We start from the raw sequence: 17,942 nt of genomic DNA on the forward strand, positions 1-17,942 counted from the left end.
GCCGGGCCATGCCCGGCGACGTTTCACATGAACCTCAGAACCGGTAATTGACGCGCCCGTACCAGAACGTCCCGACGTTGCTCAGCACATCACCGCTGTCCCAGGTGGTCTCGATGCTGGCCACATCGGTGGCGCTGCGTGCGTACGCGGGCACCCTGCGGGTGCGCTTGTCGAACACGTTGTTGATGCCCAGCGCCGCGCTCCAGCCCGCGCCCAGCTCCACGCCACCGGACAGGTTGGTCACCAGCACCGGCGGCTGCTTGTACTCCACGCCGTTGTTCAGGCGCTTGATCGGGCCGTAGTAGGTGAAGTCCACGTTCGAACGCCAGCGCCCGTTCTGCCAACCCAGCCCCGCCACCTGCGTGTACGACGGCGTGCGGAAGCGCAGCGCGTACTCGCTCGACTTGGTCAGCAGGTTGATGTTCGGCAGCCCCTGCAACGCCTGCGGAATCGCGCTCACCTTCTGGATGGTGGTGCGGCCCACGTTGGCTGCGTAGCTCCAGCGCAGCTTGCCCCACTGCGTTTCCTGGTTCGCTTCCAGCGTCAGCTCCACGCCGCGCGTGCGGGTGTCGCCCACGTTGGTGAAGTAGCTGGCATAGAACGCATCACCGGGCAGGATGCTGATGCCGGCCGTGCCCAGCAGCGCATCGATGGTGTTCTTCTGCGCGGCGGTCAGCACGGTGCCACTGTTGTCGGTCACCCGCGCCGGGTCCTGCGCGTTGTAGCCGATCTGGCTGGACTGGCCCAGCTGGCCACGGATGTCGATCTGGTACGCATCCACCGCCAGATGGAAGGCCGGGCTCGGGTCCCAGGTCACGCCGAGGCTGTAGTTGGTGGCCTTCTCCGGCTTCAGCGGCGTAGCGCCCAGCGCCACTGCCGCCGGCGAAGCGACCTGCGCCACCAGCGTGGTACCGCACGGGCAGCTGCCGGTGGCCTGGTAGAACTGCGCGCCCAGGCTCGGCGCGTGGAAGCCATTGCTGACCGTGGCACGTACGCCCAGCGCATCGGTGAAGTCGAAGCGCGTGGTCAACCGACCGGTCGACACCGTGCCGAAGTCCGAGTGGTCTTCCCAACGCGCAGCGGCATCCAGGTACCAGCGCGAGGTGATGTTGGTGGCTGCACCGGCGTACACCGCCTTGCTGTTGCGGGTGGCCTTCACCGCATCGGCGGTCGAATAGCCGACGAAGGCAGCCGCACCAAAACCGGTGTACGACTCCCACTGCCCTGCCCCGCGTTCGTATTGTTCGTGCTGGTACTCGGCACCGGCACTCACTTCCAGCGGCGATGCGAAAGCCGCCACCTCGAAGCCGCGACGCAGATCAAGGTTGGCGATGCCCTGCTGGTAATCCAGCTTGCCGTCATAGAAGTCGGTCGGCGAGCCGGGGTATGGCAGCGAGTAGTTCACCGAATTGCGGGTGTAGGTGCGCACCGTGTTGCGGTTGCCGGTCAGGCTGAAGTCGTAGTCCCAGCCCGCAACCTGGCCCTTCACCCCAGCCGTGCCGGTGTACTGCTTCTCCTTGGTTTCCAGCACCGGCAGGAAGCCATCGGGAAACACGCTCAGCACGCCCGGCGCCTTGTAGGTGGTGAAGATCGTTGCCGGCAGGCGGAAGTTCTGGATCGCCTGCGCGGTGCGGTCGCTGGCGGTCGCATTGGCGTAGAACTGGGCGTTCTCGCCCAGGCCATGGCCCACGTTCACCGCGAAGGCCTTCAGCGCATACGACGGCGAGCTGAGGATGATGTTGGCCTCGGCATCGCGCCCGGCCTCGGCCGGGTTCGGCGTCGCTCCAGCCGGCAAGCGGTTGTTTGGACGCAGCGCCACCAGGTTGCCGTTGCCATCCACGGCGGGATAACTCAGGTAGCCGTCGATGTAGCGCCGCGTGCGGATCGCATGGTGCTGGCGCGTGCTCTCGCCGGACAGGTTGATGAAGCCGTCCTCGCCCCACGGCAGGCCGATGTTGGCGCGCACGCTGGTGCGGCTGCCGTCGCCGTCGGTGCTCTGCCCGCTCTCCACCGAGACATCGCCACCGTGCGCCTGCGATTTCAGGATCACGTTGATCACTCCGGTGATCGCGTCCGAACCATAGATGGCCGAAGCGCCGTCGCGCAGCACCTCCACATGGTCGATGGCCGACACCGGAATCAGCGCCAGATCGGCCCAGGCGTGGCCGGGATAGCCGCCACCGTTGGCGCCACTGACATACGCGCTGGCGTTGCGGCGCTTGCCGTTCACCAGCACCAGCGTGTAACCCGGCGACAGGTTGCGCAGCTGGTAACCGCGGATCAGGCTTTCCTGGTCGCTCTGGTAACCGCCGATCTGGCTCAACGATGGCAGGCTGCGCTGCAGCGCTTCCAGCAGGTTGGCCTGGCCGGTCGCGGCCAGGTCCTCGGCGGAGATAACGTCGATCGGTGTCGAGCTGTTCTTCACCGTTCGCGTGCTGGTGCGTGAACCGGTCACCACCACCGCATCCAGCGTGGACGCGGCAAGGTTCGCAGAAGTGGCAGTGGTCGCCGACGGTGCATCGGCCTCAGCCGCGTACGCCGGGGCAGCGGCAAGCGTGGCGGCAATCAGCAGGGAGAGCGTGGACAGCGCAGGAGTGTGGGCAGCAGGCATGGGGGCTCGTGGGGGTGGGCCGGAGACACGCCTCCATTCAAGAGCCCACGCCCAACACGCAACAGCGGATATCGCGTCATGTGACCGTCACATCGCGCCAGCCACATGACTGCTGGTAATGACCTTACGCAGCAACGTGCGCGCGTCCGGCGCCAACGAAAACCGGCCACCGGCCATATGCCGCACGGGCATCACCTCATGCCGCCACGACACGCTGGCGCAGGCACCTTCATCGGTAGCATCAAGCCATGCCCACCCTGCCTGCCGATCCGACCGCGCCCACCGTCGCCATCGTGGCCTGCCACGGCCAGGGCCTGTTCGAATTCGGCTGCGCGGTCGGCCTGTTCGCGCCCATCCGCCCTGAACTGGGCGTGGCCTGGTACCGCACCCAGCTCTGCGCTGGCGAGCCCGGTGCACTGCGCATGCTCGGCAGTGCACAGGTGCAGCTGCCCTACGATCTGAGCGCCGTCGACGACGCCGACATCATCGTCATTCCCGGTTGGCGCGAACCCAGCGAGCGCCCGCCGCAGGCGTTGCTTGATGCCCTCACCCGCGCCCATGCGCGCGGCGCACGCATCACGTCCATCTGCTCCGGTGCATTCGTGCTCGCCTGGGCCGGTTTGCTCGATGGCCGCCAGGCCACCACCCACTGGCGCCTCACCGAAACGCTGGCCCGCGAATTTCCACGTATCCACGTGCGCGACGATGTGCTGTACGTGGACGCCGGCAGCATCATCACCTCGGCCGGCTCGGCCACCGGCATGGACATGATGCTGCACATGGTGCGCAAGGATTACGGCGCGCGCGTGGCCAATCTGGTGGCCGAACGGCTGGTGCTGGCGCCCTGGCGCGATGCCGAACGCAGCCAGCGGGTCAGCCGCGCGATCCCGCTGGGCGAGCCCACGCGGCTGGCGAAACTGATGGAATGGATGCGCCGCAACCTGCGCGAGCCGCATTCGTTGGGCAGCCTGGCCGAACAGGCCGCACTCAGCCAGCGCACCCTGCAGCGGCAGTTCCTGGAAGCCACCGGCCTGTCGCCCATCGACTGGCTCATCCGCGAACGCGTGACCTACGCACGCGAACTGCTGGAAACCACCGACCGCCCGCTGCAATGGGTGGCCGAACAGGCGGGGTTCGGTTCGCAGGAATCGTTCCGCCGGCACTTCCGCGGCATGGTCGACGCCAGCCCCATCGAATACCGCAACCAGCACCGCAGTGGCCTCAGCGCCGACCGGCTGGTGGGTTGCTGAGTCCCGGTAGCGCCGGGTCATGCCCGGCGAGCGAAGCGGCCACTGCAGCGCGGGACGCCGGGCATGACCCGGCGCTACCTGCGCCCCGCTACCTCAATCGTCCTGCACCAGCCCGAACTCGCGCAGCAGCCCACCAATCTGGGTCTTGTCCAGCTTGTTCATCAGCAGGTTGCGCAGGAACGCCGGCCCCGGAATGTCCAGTTCCTTGCCATCGCGAAGACGCCCGGTCGCTGCCAGCAGCGTGCGCACGTCGTAGGTGGAATTGAACACCTCCGGCACGCCGCGCTCGATGCCCAGCAGCGTGTACACCGCTTCCATCGGCGTGCGCACCGAATACTCGGTGGTGAAGATGCAGTCGCGCTGCTTCGATTCGGCAAACTGGCCGATGAAGGCGAAGTTCACCGCACCCTCCGGCACCACGTCCGGGCGGTCACCGGCCTGGCGCGGCATGAAGAACGCGGTGATGTACGGCATCATCACCGGCACTGTCTTCGCCCCGGTCGCCGCCAGCGCGTCGATCTCCTCCACCGGCACACCCAGGTGGTACAGCCATTCGCGGGTGATCTCCTCGCCCGTGCAGTCCTGCATCGGCTTGTTCACGTAATCGCCCGGCGTATCCACGAACAGCGAATACACCCACACCACGATCTGGTCCTTCGGCTGGTTCTTGAAGTGCGGCTGGCGGTTCACCGTCCAGCTCATCAGCCAGCGCGAGTCACGCACGCTCACGATGCCGCCGGTCACCACCTTGCCGCTGAACGGATCGCGCTTGGCAATCTTCTCGATGTACGCCGGAATGCGCGCGTCCAGCGTGGTCACCGTCGCCGATTCCCACTTGGTTTCCGGTATATGCGCACCGAATACATCCGGACGCCCGAACGCCGCATCCTTGGCCGCGATGCGTCGCCACAGGTCCCACGCCGGTGCCGGGCCTTCATTCAAGCGTGCGGCGGTGTGGTGGTCGCCGTTGTCGGAATTCTCGGTCAGCGAGCCGATCGTCATGAACACCAGATCGTCCGCGCCCAGGTCCACGCCACCGGCCTGGCCGTCCCGCGTCCAGTGGATGCGGGTGGCCTGTTTGCGGCCCTCATGCAGCGCGAAGTCCACATCGGTCACTTCAGTGCCGTACTGGAACCGCACGCCGCGCTCCTGCAGCCACTTCACCAGCGGCAGCACCAGCGATTCGTACTGGTTGTACTTGGTGAACTTCAGCGCCGAGAAATCCGGCAGCCCGCCGATATGGTGGATGAAACGATGCAGGTACAGCTTCATCTCCAGCGCCGAGTGCCACTCCTCGAACGCGAACATCGTGCGCCAGTACAGCCAGAAATTGCTGTCGAGGAAATCGCGGCCCAGTACCTCGTTGATGCGCTTGTTCTCCATCTCCTGCCGGGTGGCCAGGAACAGCGCGACCACGTCCTTCTGCGCCTGCTCGCTCAGGGTGAACAAGCCATCGGTATGCGCATCTTCGCCGCGATTGATCGTGGCACGCTGCAGCGAATAGTTCGGGTCGTCCTTGTTCAACCAGTAGAACTCGTCCAGCACACTGGCATCGTCGATTTCCAGCGACGGAATCGAACGGAACAGATCCCACAGGCACTCGAAGTGGTCTTCCATCTCGCGGCCGCCGCGGATCACGAAACCCTTCTCCGGCACCTTCAGGCCATCCAGCGCGCCACCGGCAATCTGCTGCTGTTCCAGGATGGTGATGCGCTCGCCGGGCATGCGCCCATCGCGCACCAGGAACGCCGCACCGGCCAGCGAGGCCAGGCCCGAACCCACGAACCAGGCCGTCTTGTTGTCCACGCCCGCCGGCTTGCGCGGGCGCGCGAAGGCCTCGTAGTTGCCACTGCTGTAGTACATGCGCGTCTCCTTCCTGGATGGGGTAGCCCCCACTCTAGCGCCGAACCGATGTACCGCATCCTGCAGAGAGACTGCGACGCAGTGACGCAGGTGCTTGCTGTCCCCGCGTTTCCAGCGGCCTCAACCGCCGTCAGCCGTCGTCTCGGTAGTGAACCAGCGCTGGAACCCGTCGATGGCGTCCGGCATCAGCGCGCTGGCGCGCTCACGCACAATGGACTCGGCGTGGCGAATGGCACTCACCGCATCCGGCTGCGCGCACAACGCCATCGCCACATCCGACGCGTCCAGCATCGCCAGGTTCACGCCCACGCCCACCGGCGGCATCAGATGGGCAGCATCGCCGATCAGCGTCACGCCGTTGCGCGGTGTCCAACGGAAATCCGCCGGCAGGCTGTAGATCGGCCGCCGCACGAAATCGTTACACGCCTCCAGCAGCCGCCGCAGGTTTGGTGCCCAGCCGGTGTAGCTGCCGGTCACCAGCGCGCGCATGCCTTGTTGCGCGATCTGCGCATCAAGCCAATCAGAAGGCCGCTTCAGCGCCGCATACACGCAGAGGCGATCACCGCTGTTGCGCTGCACGAACAGCGCCTCCTCACCGCCAAAGCAGAACAGGCTGCCCTGCCCCACCATGGCCGCGATATCCGCCGCAGGCTGCGCGATCCATCCTTCGAAGAAGGTAATACCAGTCGACAGCGGCTGCCACGCACTCAAGGCAGCGCGCACCCTCGACCACGCACCATCGGCACCAATCACGATGTCCGCCTCGGCCTGTACACCATTGGCGAAGCGCAGGCTGTGGGGTCCTGCCTGTGCAAGCGCCAGCTCGGTCAAGCAGTGACCCCACTGCACCGCGTCGGCCGGCAGCGCATCCAGCAGCAACTGGCGCAGGTCGCCGCGGTCGATCTCCGGCTTGTCCATGCTTCCCTCCGGCCCGAACCCACCTGCGGCAATCGCCCCGGTCCACGGATCCCCCACCCGCGCCTCCTGGCCTTCATGGCGCGCTACCGCCCGGAACGCCTCCAGCAGACCGGCGCGCTGCAACGCCACCTGGCCGGAATCCTCGTGCAGGTCCAGTGTGCCGCCCTGGGTGCGCTGCTGCCCGGACGACTCCCCCTCGTACACGCTCACGCGATGGCCGCCGCGATGCAGGATGAGCGCCGCGGTCAGGCCGGCGGGGCCCGCGCCGATGATGGCGATACGTGGAGGGTGCGGCATGAGGCGACCTGCTGGATGGTTGATATATCAACCGTAGAACGTTCAAGTTGACACGTCAACCAACCACGGGCAACCTGAGCGCATGACCTCACCCACCATCACCCCTGACGAGTGGGCCGCCTGGCGCGGCTTCCGGCGCATGGCCGAGATCACCTCCGGCCGCATCGTCCACGACATCACCCGCAGCACCGGGCTTTCCAGTGCCGACTTCGTCGTGCTGATGGAACTGAGCAAGGCCAAGGACCGCTGCCGCCGCCAGCGCGACCTGCAGGACTACCTGGAATGGGACAAGACCCGGCTCTCGCACCAGCTCACCCGCATGGCTGGCCGTGGGCTGATCGAGCGCGACACCGACAGTGACAACGTGGTGGTGATCCGCATGACCGCAGAAGGTCGCACCCAGCTGAGCGCAGCACGGCCGGTACACGTCGCCAGCGTGCGCCGGAATTTCCTCGACCATCTCTCAGCCGATGACCTGGCCGCGCTGCAGCAGATCACCGGCAAACTGCATGCGGCACTGCAGGACGCGGAAAACTGAAACATCGCCAATCGCACGCGGCCTCCCGGTAGTGCCGGCCGCTGGCCGGCAACTGCAGTCCCCCACTTCCCCCAGGCTGCCGGCCAGCGGCCGGCACTACCCCGGTTGAAAATCCACGTCCGCACAGTTGACATGCAGGCATTTACCTGCCTATTGTGACCCCACGGACGGCACCCCGCCGCCCACCGTGGAGCCACAGTCATGGTGGATATCGCTCACAGAGTCGGCATCAACGCCCCATCAGCCCAGGTCTACCAAGCCCTGGCCACCCCCGAAGGCATCGCCGCCTGGTGGGCCGAGGACACCACCGGCGATCGCCACCCCGGCGGCACCGTCACCGCCCGCTTCACCGCCAACGGCCAGGAAATCGGCGCCATGCAGATGAAGCTGCTGCAGCTGCAGCCGAACGAGCGGGTGCTGTGGGAATTCATCGACGGCCCACCGGAATGGATCGGCACCACCGCGCGTTTCGCCCTGCACCAGGACGGCGACTACTGCATCGTGCTGTTCAGCCATGAAGGCTGGAAGGAGCGCGTGGAGTTCATGCACCACTGCAGCACCAAATGGGCCATCTTCCTGATGAGCCTGAAATCCCTGCTGGAAACCGGGCGCGGCCAGCCCAGCCCGCACGACGTCAAGATCGACAACTGGAATTGAAGGCACCCCATGGATGCAGACAAGGTGTTCAAGGCACTGGCCGACCCCACGCGCCGCACGTTGTTGGACCTGCTGTGCGAGCGCAACGGGCAGACGCTGGGGCAGCTCTGCGAGCACCTGCTGATGGCCCGGCAATCGGTTACCCAGCACCTGGGCCTGCTGGAAGACGCCAACCTGATCAGCGCCGTCAGGCGTGGCCGCGAGAAGCTGCACTTCATCAACCCGGTGCCGCTGCACGATGTCTATACGCGCTGGGTAAGCAAGTTCGAGCAGCAGCGCCTGAGCCTGCTGCATGACCTCAAACAGGAACTGGAAGGACAATGACGATGAGCGCTGAATCCACCCGTTTCATCCACGTGATCTATATCGCCTCCACGCCGCAGAAGGTGTTCGAGGCCATCACCCGGCCGGAGATTGCCCGCACCTACTGGGGGCACGAAAACGTATCGGACTGGAAACCCGGCTCGCGCTGGCAGCACGTGCGCGCCAATGACGAGCGCAAGGTCGAACTGGTCGGCGAAGTGGTGGAAAACACCCCACCCTCGCGACTGGTGATCACCTGGGCGGCCCCCTCGCAGGCGGACAACCCCAAGGCCTACAGCCGGGTGACCTTCGAAATCGTGCCGTATCAGGACATGGTCAAGCTGACGGTGACCCATGACGAGCTGGAACCGGGCAGCGGCATGGATACCGGTATCCGCCAAGGCTGGCCGATCGTGCTGTCGAGCCTGAAATCGCTGCTGGAAACCGGCAAAGGCCTGGACGTCTTCGCCAAGCCCCAGTAGTGCCAGCCCATGGCTGGCAATCTGCCCACGGCCCAAGCCAACCCGTGAAGGCGCCTTGATCCCGCTGAACGACGCATGCAACGCGTGCTGGCCGCTCATCCGCAAAGTACGCGTTACGTCACCTCAACACGGCATCATTGCGTTGCAGTTTCAATACCCTTCCACAGGTTCCTCTTGCAGCCCTCTTCCCCTTCGGCCGGTGAACCGGCCCCGTCGTCGCCAGCCTTCATTGAAGTTGTTGTTGTGCGGGCCGGTACCCACCTGTTTGCCATCGATGTCGAAGCCGCGATTGAAATCCGCGGCCCGGAAACCTTTGATCGCCCCGGCAGTGGCGCGCGCCCGCACCTCACCGTGCGCGGCCACGCCCTGCCGGTGGTCGACCTGCGCCAGGCCATCGGCTTGAGCGGGTTTGCCCATGGCTGCCCGGCCATGCTGCTGGTACAGAACAGCGCGGAGATCGTTGCCTTGGCCGTCGACGAAGTACGGGACATCGAAAGCGTGCCACGCCACAACGTGCGGCCCGCCGCGGACACCCCATTCGGGTTCTGCGGCCATCGCATCGCGTTGGAAGCCCTCGGCGAGATTCCCCTGATTGACCCCACCCGGCTTCGATAACGCGGTTCACCGCACACGGTCTCGCCGGGCCACGCCCCACAGCACCGTCTCGTCGCGCCATGCCCCACACCACCGTCTCGTCGCGCCATGCCCCGCACCACGGTAGCGCCGGGCCATGCCCGGCGAGCGCAGCGGCCGCCGTAAAACCTCCGCGCCGCCATCAACTGAACGTCCCCCCTCCCGCCCACCCACACCCAACCCTGTTCCGACCGCGTTCCGACGCTCTCAATCACAGCATCGCCCGCATACATCCCAGGCAACCCACGATGAGCGTTTCAGGCACAGACTCCCTGCATAGCAAAGTGGCCGCGGTCACCCTCGCCTTCTGGGTGATGAAGATCGCCGCCACCACGCTGGGCGAAACCGCAGGCGATCTACTGTCGATGACGTTGGGGCTGGGCTACGTCACCAGTTCCGCCATCCTGCTGGCGATCTTCGCCGGCCTGCTCGCGCTGCAGCTTTCCGCGCCGCGCTTCCACCCACTGCTGTTCTGGTTGGTGGTACTGGCCACCAGCACCGCCGGCACCACCATCTCCGATCTGCTCGACCGCACGCTGGGCCTGGGCTACGCCACTGGCGCCAGCCTGCTGGCCGGCTGCCTGGCCCTGGTGCTGCTGGCATGGCGATGGTCGGAAAAATCGATCTCGGTCAGCCACATCGCCTCGGGGCGCGCTGAGGTGTTCTATTGGACCGCCGTCCTGTTCTCGAACACGCTGGGCACCGCGCTCGGCGATTTCCTCGCTGATGATTCCGGGCTGGGCTTCATCGGTGGTGCGTTGCTGATTGGCGGGCTGATCGCGCTCACCGCACTGGCCACCCGTATCAAGGGCATCAACCGGGTGGTCCTGTTCTGGATCGCCTTCGTGCTGACCCGCCCGTTCGGCGCCACGTTCGGCGATCTGCTGACAAAGCCACTGGAGAAAGGCGGTCTTGGCTTCGGCACCGTGGGCTCATCGCTGGTGCTGTTCGCCATCCTTGCCACCTTGCTGGCACTGCCGATGCTGCAGCGGCGGGCACAGCCGGCCAGCAGCTAGCGCGCCGTCCAGCCGCCATCCACCGGAAGCGCCGTGCCGGTAATCTGCGCCGCCGCATCCGAGGCCAGGAACACCACCATTTCCCCCAGCTGCTCAGGCGTCACGAACTGCAACGAGGGCTGTTTCTCGGCCAGCAGCGCGCGAGCGGCGGCCTCCTGATCCGTTCCCTCGCGCTCCGCCAAAGCGGTGATCTGCTGCTCGACCAGCGCCGTTCGCACCCACCCCGGGCAGATGGCATTGGCGGTGATGCCCGTGCCCGCGTTCTCCAGCGCGGTAACCTTGGTGAATCCCACCACGCCATGCTTGGCCGCCACATAGGCCGACTTGTTCACCGAGCCAACCAGTCCATGCACCGACGCGATATTGATGATGCGGCCGGATCCCTGCTGCTTCATGTAGGGCAACGCCGCCGCCGTTGAGTGGAACACCGCCGAGAGATTCAGCGCGAGGATCGCATCCCACTTCTCGACGGGAAATTCCTCGATCGGCGCGGTGTGCTGGATACCTGCGTTGTTCACCAGAATGTCGATGCGGCCCATCTTGGCAACGGCGTGGGTGATCATTTCCCGCACGGCCTCACCACGCGAAAGGTCGGCGCCATCATGGGCCACCCGTACACCGAACTCGGTTTCCAGGTTGGAACGGATGCGTTCGATTTCCTGCGCATCGCCGAAGCCATTCAGTACGATGTCAGCGCCCTGCCGCGCCAGTGCAGTGGCAATGCCAAGACCGATACCGCTGGTGGAGCCGGTGACTACCGCGACTTTTCCGTTGAACATGGGCAAGCTTCCATCGGGCGTAGGCAGCCAGTTTACCTTCGTAGATCCACGCCACGCGTGGATGCTCTGCCCCTCCGGCCCCAACGAAGACGCTCCTCGATCAAGGCGTCAGGCAACCCGCCCAACCGCTGTCGCAAATGACATTGGCCCCAGAGAGTCAAGTGCGGATAATCTTGAATCCGCATGGATCTGCAGAAAAGGTGACAGTCGTGGCCCCCTCTTCCCCTCCCGTTCCAGCAAAACTCCGGGAAATGCTTAAAGACTATCCGGAGCATATCGAACGGCTGCAGGAGGCTCTCAACTCGGTAGAGCACAGAAGAATCAAGTCCGACCCGCCTTTTGAGACAGCGGTAAGGCTATTGGAGGACTGCCTTGATGGCTTTACCAGCGAAGCCCGCATTCACCTGGCCGCCGTTGAGGCATCGTGCGAAGCTCGATCTATTGCGAAAGCAGATGAGAAGTTCAAACTGATGTTCCGGGCGCGCTCCGGCAACGGGGGAATGAAGGGCCTCCATGAGCTTTACGAGTACTTTCAAGTCAACCCCGGAGAGATCTGACCACTCCTCTGATGCCCAGCAGGACCTGGATGGCGTTGAACTCATACCTGCAAGTGCAGATACTCATGAAAACGTGTCAAACCGCTGACCAGGTGAAACCCATGCCTCATTCCCCTCCCCCGGTACCGGCAAAGCTCCTTGAATTGCTCAAGGACTATCCGGATCACATCGAACAACTGCAGAGGGCTCTCATTTCAGTGAGCGACGGGCGGCAGAGTTACGCCCCTCCCTTTGAGGCCGCAGTCTGGCTGTTGGAGGACTGTCTTAGTGCATTCAAGAGTGAAGCGCGCGCTGAAATTGATGCCGCTGTGGCATCAGGCGATCCGCAAGCCATCGAACGCGCCAAAGAAAAGGAACGACTGATGTCATTTGCCAGATCCAGCAACATTGGCCTAGCGAATCTCAGTGAGCTGCGCGCCTACTTTGAAGCCAATATGAGGTAACGCTGATGGCCTCCATGGATGGTCAATTGCCAGCAGATGTGCACCAGTCGGCTCTTCGGGAAAAGATCATTCCGGAGAGTGGCTTGAGTCACCACACCTCACAGACAACACCGAGGGCCATCCTCCTCGCAGGACAGCCTGGCTCAGGAAAAAGCACACTTAAGGACTTCGGCAAAGCGGAACTTGGCGGAGTAGTTGTCGTGGATCCCGACGAGCTACGCGATGCATATCCAGGCGTAGAACGGCTGTATGAGCGGCACCCATACACCTGGGCCGGTCATACCCACGAGGACGCCAGCCAATGGGCCAAAGAATTGCGCTCCGCGGCAGTTGAGGGTCGTAGGAATCTCATCCTCGATACCACACTGGGCAACGGTGATAGCGCAATCAAACTGATAAAGGACCTTCAGGCCAAAGGCTACGATGTTGAGATTCGAGGCGTCGTCGCACACCGACTGGAAAGCGAGCTGGGCGTCGAAGGTCGCTTTACCAAATCCATGGATCGCACTGGCTTCGGCCGCTACGTCCCCGAAGAAGTGCGCAAACACGTCTACGAAGCCTTGCCCGGCAATCTGGACAAGGTCCAGGCCGAGACCGGCATCCAGATTCGGCTCTACGGACGCGAAGGCGCGCAGGTCTACGACAGCCATAGCGACACCCGCCTACCGGGCGCAGCACTGGAAGCCGAACGCGAAGCTCGACTGAAAGACCCTCGAATCACCCAATCACTGCGCGATGGCTGGCGAGCACAAGGGCGCTGGCACGCCGAGCTTGGGGACACCCTGCCCCTCAACGCCAAGGTCAGTCCGCCAACGGCGGCAGCCGTTTTCGATGAGCGCGCAACGCTCAAGGTTGTTGAAGGCATTACGCCCAACATCCAGGAAGCACGCGGCATCGACCACACCATCCGCGTGCGTCCAAACATGGTGCGGGGCGCCGTCGTCGGTGGCGCCGCAGCGACGGTCTTTGAAGCCGCCACGGAAGGAACAAGGATCGCCGACCTGTACGCGCGCGACAACCGGACGGGCGCGGAAGCCGCGCTGTTGGACTTCGGTACACGCAGCGTCGGCGGTTGGACCGGCGCGGTGCTGGGCGCCAAGGTCGGTACGCTGCTGGGCATCGAGTCCGGCCCCGGCGCCATTGTCACCGGCATCATCGGTGGCGGGTTGGGCGCGTGGGGTGGCAGTGAGATCGTCGATTGGATCGAGAAATACCAGATCAACAACCAGGCCGACAGCACCGGCAGAATCTGGACGTTTGACCCGGCGCATCCTGAAAAGGGCTGGACGCACAGCGATCGGGAAATCATAGGCACCGTCGGCACGCTGGCCGATCGCCCGATCTACGGCGCGACCACGCAGCTGACCGCCGATGCCGAATTGACCCAGCAACTGAACTACCAGGCCTCAAGCCGGGCCGTCGGGCTGCGGTTGTCCGAGCCTGATCAACCGATAAATCCTTTCAGCATTGCCGGCGACGCCAGCGATACACCCAGCGCGCTCCCACGCTCCTGGGAGCGCAACCCGGAGAACGGCGAATGGCGGCGCGAAGTCGTCCACCAGGTCCTCGAACACGGCATCAAGAACACCACGGTCGAAGTAGCCGACGCGACCAAGGCGGCCCATCTCGATGAGACCGCTCAAGGCATCATGGCCTTCAACGCCGCCCGGAGTTCAGCCGCCTTCGCCAAGCAGTACGCGCAGGTATACACCACGCAAGGCTGGTCCCAGTACGGCGAGATTCCGGAGGAGGTGGTCTTCGCCCGGAACCATCCAGATCACGTTCTGGCATCCGATGGGCGCACCTATCAGCGCCAGCACGATGGCGAATGGCTGCATGACGGTTGGATCTACGATTCGCTGGCCGAGGGCAACATCCGCGACGAGTTGAATGGCACCTACCCGCAGATCCGGGCGATCCAGCAGCAGGAGGCTCCCACACCCGGCTCCCATGAGCGACGTATTGAAGCCCTGACCGCAAACGAGCGCGATGCCTACGATCAGGCCACGCAGGAAGCGAACCGGCTGGGCGTCGCGGCTCCCCAGGCGCAGCAACTGGCCGCCGCAGCCGTAGCCGAAGTGCGCGGCGAACACGCCGATGAGCGCCTGACGCCGCAGGCGGTAGTCGATGCGCACGCCGAGGAGCGAGCTGCGCCGGCGCCCAGCGCACCACCCCTGGTGCAGGAGCACCGCACTCCCGCGCCTGCAGCGCCGACACCGCCGGATCGTGCCGAACCGGTACAGGAGTCGGCGCGCCCGGAAGCAGCACGACCCGAGCCAACTGCAGCTAAGGCGCCCCCAACGCGGGAAGATTCGAGCGAGCAGAAAGTGCGCACGGACGCAGACACTCCTGCGCAGCAGACGCCGTCTGCGCCCGTGCCATCACCCTCCATTCCCGCGGCTGAGCAATCTCGCGCCCAGCCCGAGGCGAGTGCGTTGCCTACGCCGGGCGTCGAGCGCCCCGTGCCCGCGCAGGATCCAGTTGCGGCTCACGCCCACTCCCCGGCCCCGGCGAACCAGACCGAAGTGGTCGACGCCGCGCCAGTGACTGCTCGCCTCCACGAAACCGACGCAAAGCCGGCGCCGATCCAGCCCGAGTCAGAAATTCCAGCTAACCGCGCCGCTGTCGAGCCGGCTGCGCCCCCGCCGGCAACAGACGCCGCGCCCAAGGTCTCGGAGCACGAGCATCCTTACACGCCATCGCCAGTGGACGTGCAGCCCACCCCGCCGTCCAGCGCAATGGCCTTTCAACAGCCTGAAGCACCGCCCGCTCCCCTGCTGCCGACCCAGCCCGAGCATCCCGATCACGCCCTCTACCAACAGGTACGAGAAGGCGTGGCAAGGTTGGACGCCAAGCACGGCCGCACCTTCGACGAAGCCAGCGAGCGCATGACCGCCAGCCTGCTGGTGCTGGCCAAAGACAACGACCTGGACCGTGTCGACCACGTGCTGCTGAGCAACGCCACAGCAGACAAGCCCACCGGTCACACCCTGTTTGTGGTCCAGGGCGAGCCCAGCGACCCCGCACACCAGCGCGCCGCAATGCCCACCGAGCTGGCCGCACAGACCTCGGTTGAAGAATCAATGCAGCAGTTCGACGCGGTCAGCCGCGAGGCGCAGCAGCGCGCCATTGCCAACCAACTTGAGCAGCAGCTGGAAGATCAGCGCGTGCAGCAGGATATCCAGATCCGCGCCGCCAGCATGGGCTGAGTGGGTGAGACACGTGCGAAATCATCTACGACAACCGTCCACCTAGTCCCTCTGTTTACCAATCGGCGCCGCTGATGTCGCCGCGCGATTAGAAGCGCAGGCCCGCTCGATCAACCGTCGCTAGCGGATTGGCTTTCCGCACCGCCTCCAGGAAGAGCAGGAAGTCGCGGTTGAACAGCGTCAGGTTGTTGGTGAACGTTACGCACCTTCTGCCCGCTGCTTTGCTGAAGCACACCTGCCAGACATAGCGCTCGTAGATCATGTCAGAGGTTCGGGTGACGGAGGTGATCTGCGAGAGCCGCACCGCCGTGGGCACTGGGCCCCGCTGCAGATAGAAGGTATCTGTATCAAAGAAGTAGTGCTCTCGATCCTCTTTCCCATTAACCATCACCAAGGTCATGGACGTACCGGAAATCCGCCGAGGCGGGTTCAAGCGCAGCCCAGATTCCAACGCGGAACGGGCGCTCTGGGTCCTTCGCCGCTGGATGAACCAGATGGTCAACAACGGAAGCACCGCAAGGACAATCAAGCCTACGGTCTTCAACACAGTTTCCAATGTGCTTGGCACACAGATCTCCAGGATGAACATTCAGGCATTGGCAATGCCCGGGTAGATCCACGCCACGCGTGGATGGCGCTCTCTCCACACCCCATCACTTCCAATGATCCGGCCCCAGAAACGGCAGGCTCAACACAAACACCGGAACCGCCACAGGTACCAACGCCGCACCCAGCACCTTGCCGGTCGCCGTACCCGCCCCTGGCTTATCCGCCTCCTCCGGCTGGATCCGCTCAGCCCGTGCAGTAATCGACTGCGGCAACTTCGCCTTCGCGGCCAGCGCAGCAGCGTCCGGCAATTGCACCCGCTCGCCATCGCCCTCGAACAGCGCGCTGTAATAGCTGCCGCCCTTCCTGGAAAGATTGCAGTCCGGGTTGGCCGCCAGTTCATAGCGGGTCCGGGCTTCAAGAATGTATGGCCGGCGCGTCAACTCGTCGATGGCCTTGGCCACTCGTGGGCTGATCTCCAACCGCTCCAGCTTGAACTGGGCAGCTTGCTCCGGCGTCACCTGCTCGGGCCGCAGCAGCAGCGCGTAGCTGCCATGCACCTTGGTGCGGCCAGCCGGAACGCGCCAGTCTTCACGGATGTACAGCTGCGCGCAGACCACGGCCTCGCGCAGCGGGCTGTCCATCAGCGCGCGGTAATCACGGAACGGCGCCGCATCAAAGCGCATCGGCTCGTCATAGACCGGCAGCAAGTACAGCTTGCCGTCGTCGGCCACGAACGCGCCGGTGATCTCGCGACTGTAATGGTGATACTCCGGCCCACTGGCGCAGCCAGACAACAGGGTCAGACACAAGGCGGAGAGAATGAAGAGGACGGACGTTCGCATGTCGTAGTGGCTGGCTTCCCTGGGTAACCGACCTCGCACACAAGGACGAGGCCAGTCCACCATGGTGCCATGGCACCGCATGCGATGCAGACCCCGCCTTACTTCAACCGCTCCACCAACAGCTGCCCCACTTCCAGCGCCGAAGCCGGGTTCTGCCCGGTAATCAGCTCCCGATCCACCACAACATGCCCCGTCCACGGCGTGGCGTTGCTGCGGAACTTCGCACCCGCCCGCTGCAACGCGGTCTGCGGGTAGAACTTCATCTCGCCGCCGCCCAGCAGCGGCTTGGCCTGCTCTTCTTCCTGGTTGCTGATCACCGTCATCTGGTAGCCGCTGTAGATCCACTTCGGCGTGGCCGGCAACGCACCGGCTTCCAGCTTCGCCACGAAACCCTCAGCATCCGGCAGCGTGGACAGCAGCGCGATCGGCCCGTGGCAGACCAGCGCGGTGGTCTTGTTGCGCTGGTGGAAGTCGGCCAGCAGCCGGCCCAGCGCCGGGCTCTTCAGCAGGTCCTGCATTGGCGCGTGGCCACCGGGAATGTAGACCGCATCGAAACGCGCGTAACCCTGCTGCTCCACGCGCGCCAGGCTGACCACCGGCGACGCCGTCGGCGAGGTCAGCGCCAGTTTCTCCAGCAGATCCTTGTGCAGCGTAAGCTGCGCGGCATCGTTGCCGAAGTACGCCGCCGTCACCGAGGACGCATCCACCGTCGGCGCCCGCCCCTGCGGCGTGGCGAAGGTCACCTCGTGGCCCGCGTCCAGCAGCAGCTTGACCGGCTGCATCAACTCGTTGAGATAGAAGCCAGTGGACAGCACCTTGCCGTCCTTCAGGTCCAGGTGGTTTTCGTCGGACAGCACCACCAGCACGTTGGCGGCCTGCGCGCCGCTGGCGGCCAGGGTCAGGGCCAGCGCTGCGGCCAGCCGGGTCATCAGGTTCATGGGGAGCTCCAATCGGGGAATGGCCGCCACTTTATTGATCGCCCCAGCGGCGATAAA

Annotated in this window: 17 protein-coding genes; 10 read left to right on the forward strand and 7 right to left on the reverse strand. The window is 64.8% G+C overall.

Annotated elements, in window-relative coordinates:
* Positions 1–34 precede the first annotated feature (34 nt).
* On the reverse strand, positions 35–2,611 hold the full coding sequence (locus K5K93_RS03730; protein WP_222389845.1) for a TonB-dependent receptor: 2,577 nt from the start codon (positions 2,609–2,611) through the stop codon (positions 35–37).
* A 248-nt stretch (positions 2,612–2,859) separates the two neighbouring features.
* Between K5K93_RS03730 and K5K93_RS03735 the strand changes: the two genes are divergently transcribed.
* Complete coding sequence (locus K5K93_RS03735) at positions 2,860–3,861, forward strand: helix-turn-helix domain-containing protein (RefSeq protein WP_222389847.1); 1,002 nt, start codon at positions 2,860–2,862, stop codon at positions 3,859–3,861.
* A gap of 93 nt (positions 3,862–3,954) precedes the next feature.
* On the opposite strand, the gene K5K93_RS03740 is transcribed toward K5K93_RS03735, so the two are convergent.
* Entirely contained in the window at positions 3,955–5,724 is a 1,770-nt protein-coding gene (locus tag K5K93_RS03740; RefSeq protein WP_222389848.1) for an oleate hydratase, read from the reverse strand.
* A gap of 120 nt (positions 5,725–5,844) precedes the next feature.
* Positions 5,845–6,939 (reverse strand): NAD(P)/FAD-dependent oxidoreductase, encoded by a 1,095-nt coding sequence (locus K5K93_RS03745; RefSeq protein ID WP_222389851.1) that lies wholly within the window; start codon positions 6,937–6,939, stop codon positions 5,845–5,847.
* An 82-nt stretch (positions 6,940–7,021) separates the two neighbouring features.
* Between K5K93_RS03745 and K5K93_RS03750 the strand changes: the two genes are divergently transcribed.
* The 6 genes from K5K93_RS03750 to K5K93_RS03775 all read left to right on the forward strand — a co-directional run bounded on the left by K5K93_RS03750 (position 7,022) and on the right by K5K93_RS03775 (position 10,568).
* The gene (locus K5K93_RS03750; RefSeq protein ID WP_222389854.1) at positions 7,022–7,477 is read left to right on the forward strand and encodes a MarR family winged helix-turn-helix transcriptional regulator; all 456 of its coding nucleotides are present in this window, start codon (positions 7,022–7,024) and stop codon (positions 7,475–7,477) included.
* A 201-nt stretch (positions 7,478–7,678) separates the two neighbouring features.
* Positions 7,679–8,134 (forward strand): SRPBCC domain-containing protein, encoded by a 456-nt coding sequence (locus tag K5K93_RS03755; protein WP_032976137.1) that lies wholly within the window; start codon positions 7,679–7,681, stop codon positions 8,132–8,134.
* 9 nt (positions 8,135–8,143) lie between these two features.
* Positions 8,144–8,458 carry a metalloregulator ArsR/SmtB family transcription factor gene (locus K5K93_RS03760; protein WP_222389858.1) on the forward strand — a complete coding sequence of 105 codons (315 nt, stop codon included), beginning with the start codon at positions 8,144–8,146 and terminating at the stop codon, positions 8,456–8,458.
* A gap of 2 nt (positions 8,459–8,460) precedes the next feature.
* Complete coding sequence (locus tag K5K93_RS03765; protein WP_222389860.1) at positions 8,461–8,919, forward strand: SRPBCC family protein; 459 nt, start codon at positions 8,461–8,463, stop codon at positions 8,917–8,919.
* 75 nt (positions 8,920–8,994) lie between these two features.
* Positions 8,995–9,534, forward strand: coding sequence for a chemotaxis protein CheW (locus K5K93_RS03770; protein WP_222389863.1), 540 nt, complete (start codon positions 8,995–8,997; stop codon positions 9,532–9,534).
* A 266-nt stretch (positions 9,535–9,800) separates the two neighbouring features.
* Positions 9,801–10,568: a hypothetical protein gene (locus tag K5K93_RS03775; RefSeq protein WP_222389866.1), complete on the forward strand. Its 768-nt coding sequence runs from the start codon at positions 9,801–9,803 to the stop codon at positions 10,566–10,568.
* Here the strand turns inward: K5K93_RS03775 and K5K93_RS03780 are convergent.
* The gene (locus K5K93_RS03780) at positions 10,565–11,347 is read right to left on the reverse strand and encodes a 3-hydroxybutyrate dehydrogenase (RefSeq protein WP_222389867.1); all 783 of its coding nucleotides are present in this window, start codon (positions 11,345–11,347) and stop codon (positions 10,565–10,567) included. The genes K5K93_RS03775 and K5K93_RS03780 overlap by 4 nt on opposite strands.
* 209 nt (positions 11,348–11,556) lie before the next feature.
* Between K5K93_RS03780 and K5K93_RS03785 the strand changes: the two genes are divergently transcribed.
* The 3 genes from K5K93_RS03785 (at position 11,557) to K5K93_RS03795 (ending at position 15,556) form a co-directional block, all read left to right on the forward strand.
* Positions 11,557–11,904: a hypothetical protein gene (locus K5K93_RS03785; RefSeq protein ID WP_261311919.1), complete on the forward strand. Its 348-nt coding sequence runs from the start codon at positions 11,557–11,559 to the stop codon at positions 11,902–11,904.
* Positions 11,905–12,005: 101 nt separating this feature from the next.
* On the forward strand, positions 12,006–12,347 hold the full coding sequence (locus K5K93_RS03790) for a hypothetical protein (protein ID WP_261311920.1): 342 nt from the start codon (positions 12,006–12,008) through the stop codon (positions 12,345–12,347).
* Between the two features lie 5 nt (positions 12,348–12,352).
* Complete coding sequence (locus tag K5K93_RS03795; RefSeq protein WP_222389868.1) at positions 12,353–15,556, forward strand: zeta toxin family protein; 3,204 nt, start codon at positions 12,353–12,355, stop codon at positions 15,554–15,556.
* Between the two features lie 88 nt (positions 15,557–15,644).
* On the opposite strand, the gene K5K93_RS20250 is transcribed toward K5K93_RS03795, so the two are convergent.
* From K5K93_RS20250 to K5K93_RS03810, 3 genes are all read right to left on the reverse strand, one after another.
* On the reverse strand, positions 15,645–16,145 hold the full coding sequence (locus K5K93_RS20250) for a hypothetical protein (RefSeq protein WP_261311921.1): 501 nt from the start codon (positions 16,143–16,145) through the stop codon (positions 15,645–15,647).
* A 64-nt stretch (positions 16,146–16,209) separates the two neighbouring features.
* Positions 16,210–16,947 carry a hypothetical protein gene (locus tag K5K93_RS03805; RefSeq protein ID WP_222389869.1) on the reverse strand — a complete coding sequence of 246 codons (738 nt, stop codon included), beginning with the start codon at positions 16,945–16,947 and terminating at the stop codon, positions 16,210–16,212.
* Positions 16,948–17,045: 98 nt separating this feature from the next.
* Positions 17,046–17,885: a type 1 glutamine amidotransferase domain-containing protein gene (locus K5K93_RS03810; RefSeq protein WP_222389870.1), complete on the reverse strand. Its 840-nt coding sequence runs from the start codon at positions 17,883–17,885 to the stop codon at positions 17,046–17,048.
* Positions 17,886–17,942 lie beyond the last annotated feature (57 nt).

Origin of the sequence: Stenotrophomonas sp. DR822 (assembly GCF_019793815.1) — a bacterium.
GTDB lineage: Bacteria > Pseudomonadota > Gammaproteobacteria > Xanthomonadales > Xanthomonadaceae > Stenotrophomonas > Stenotrophomonas indicatrix.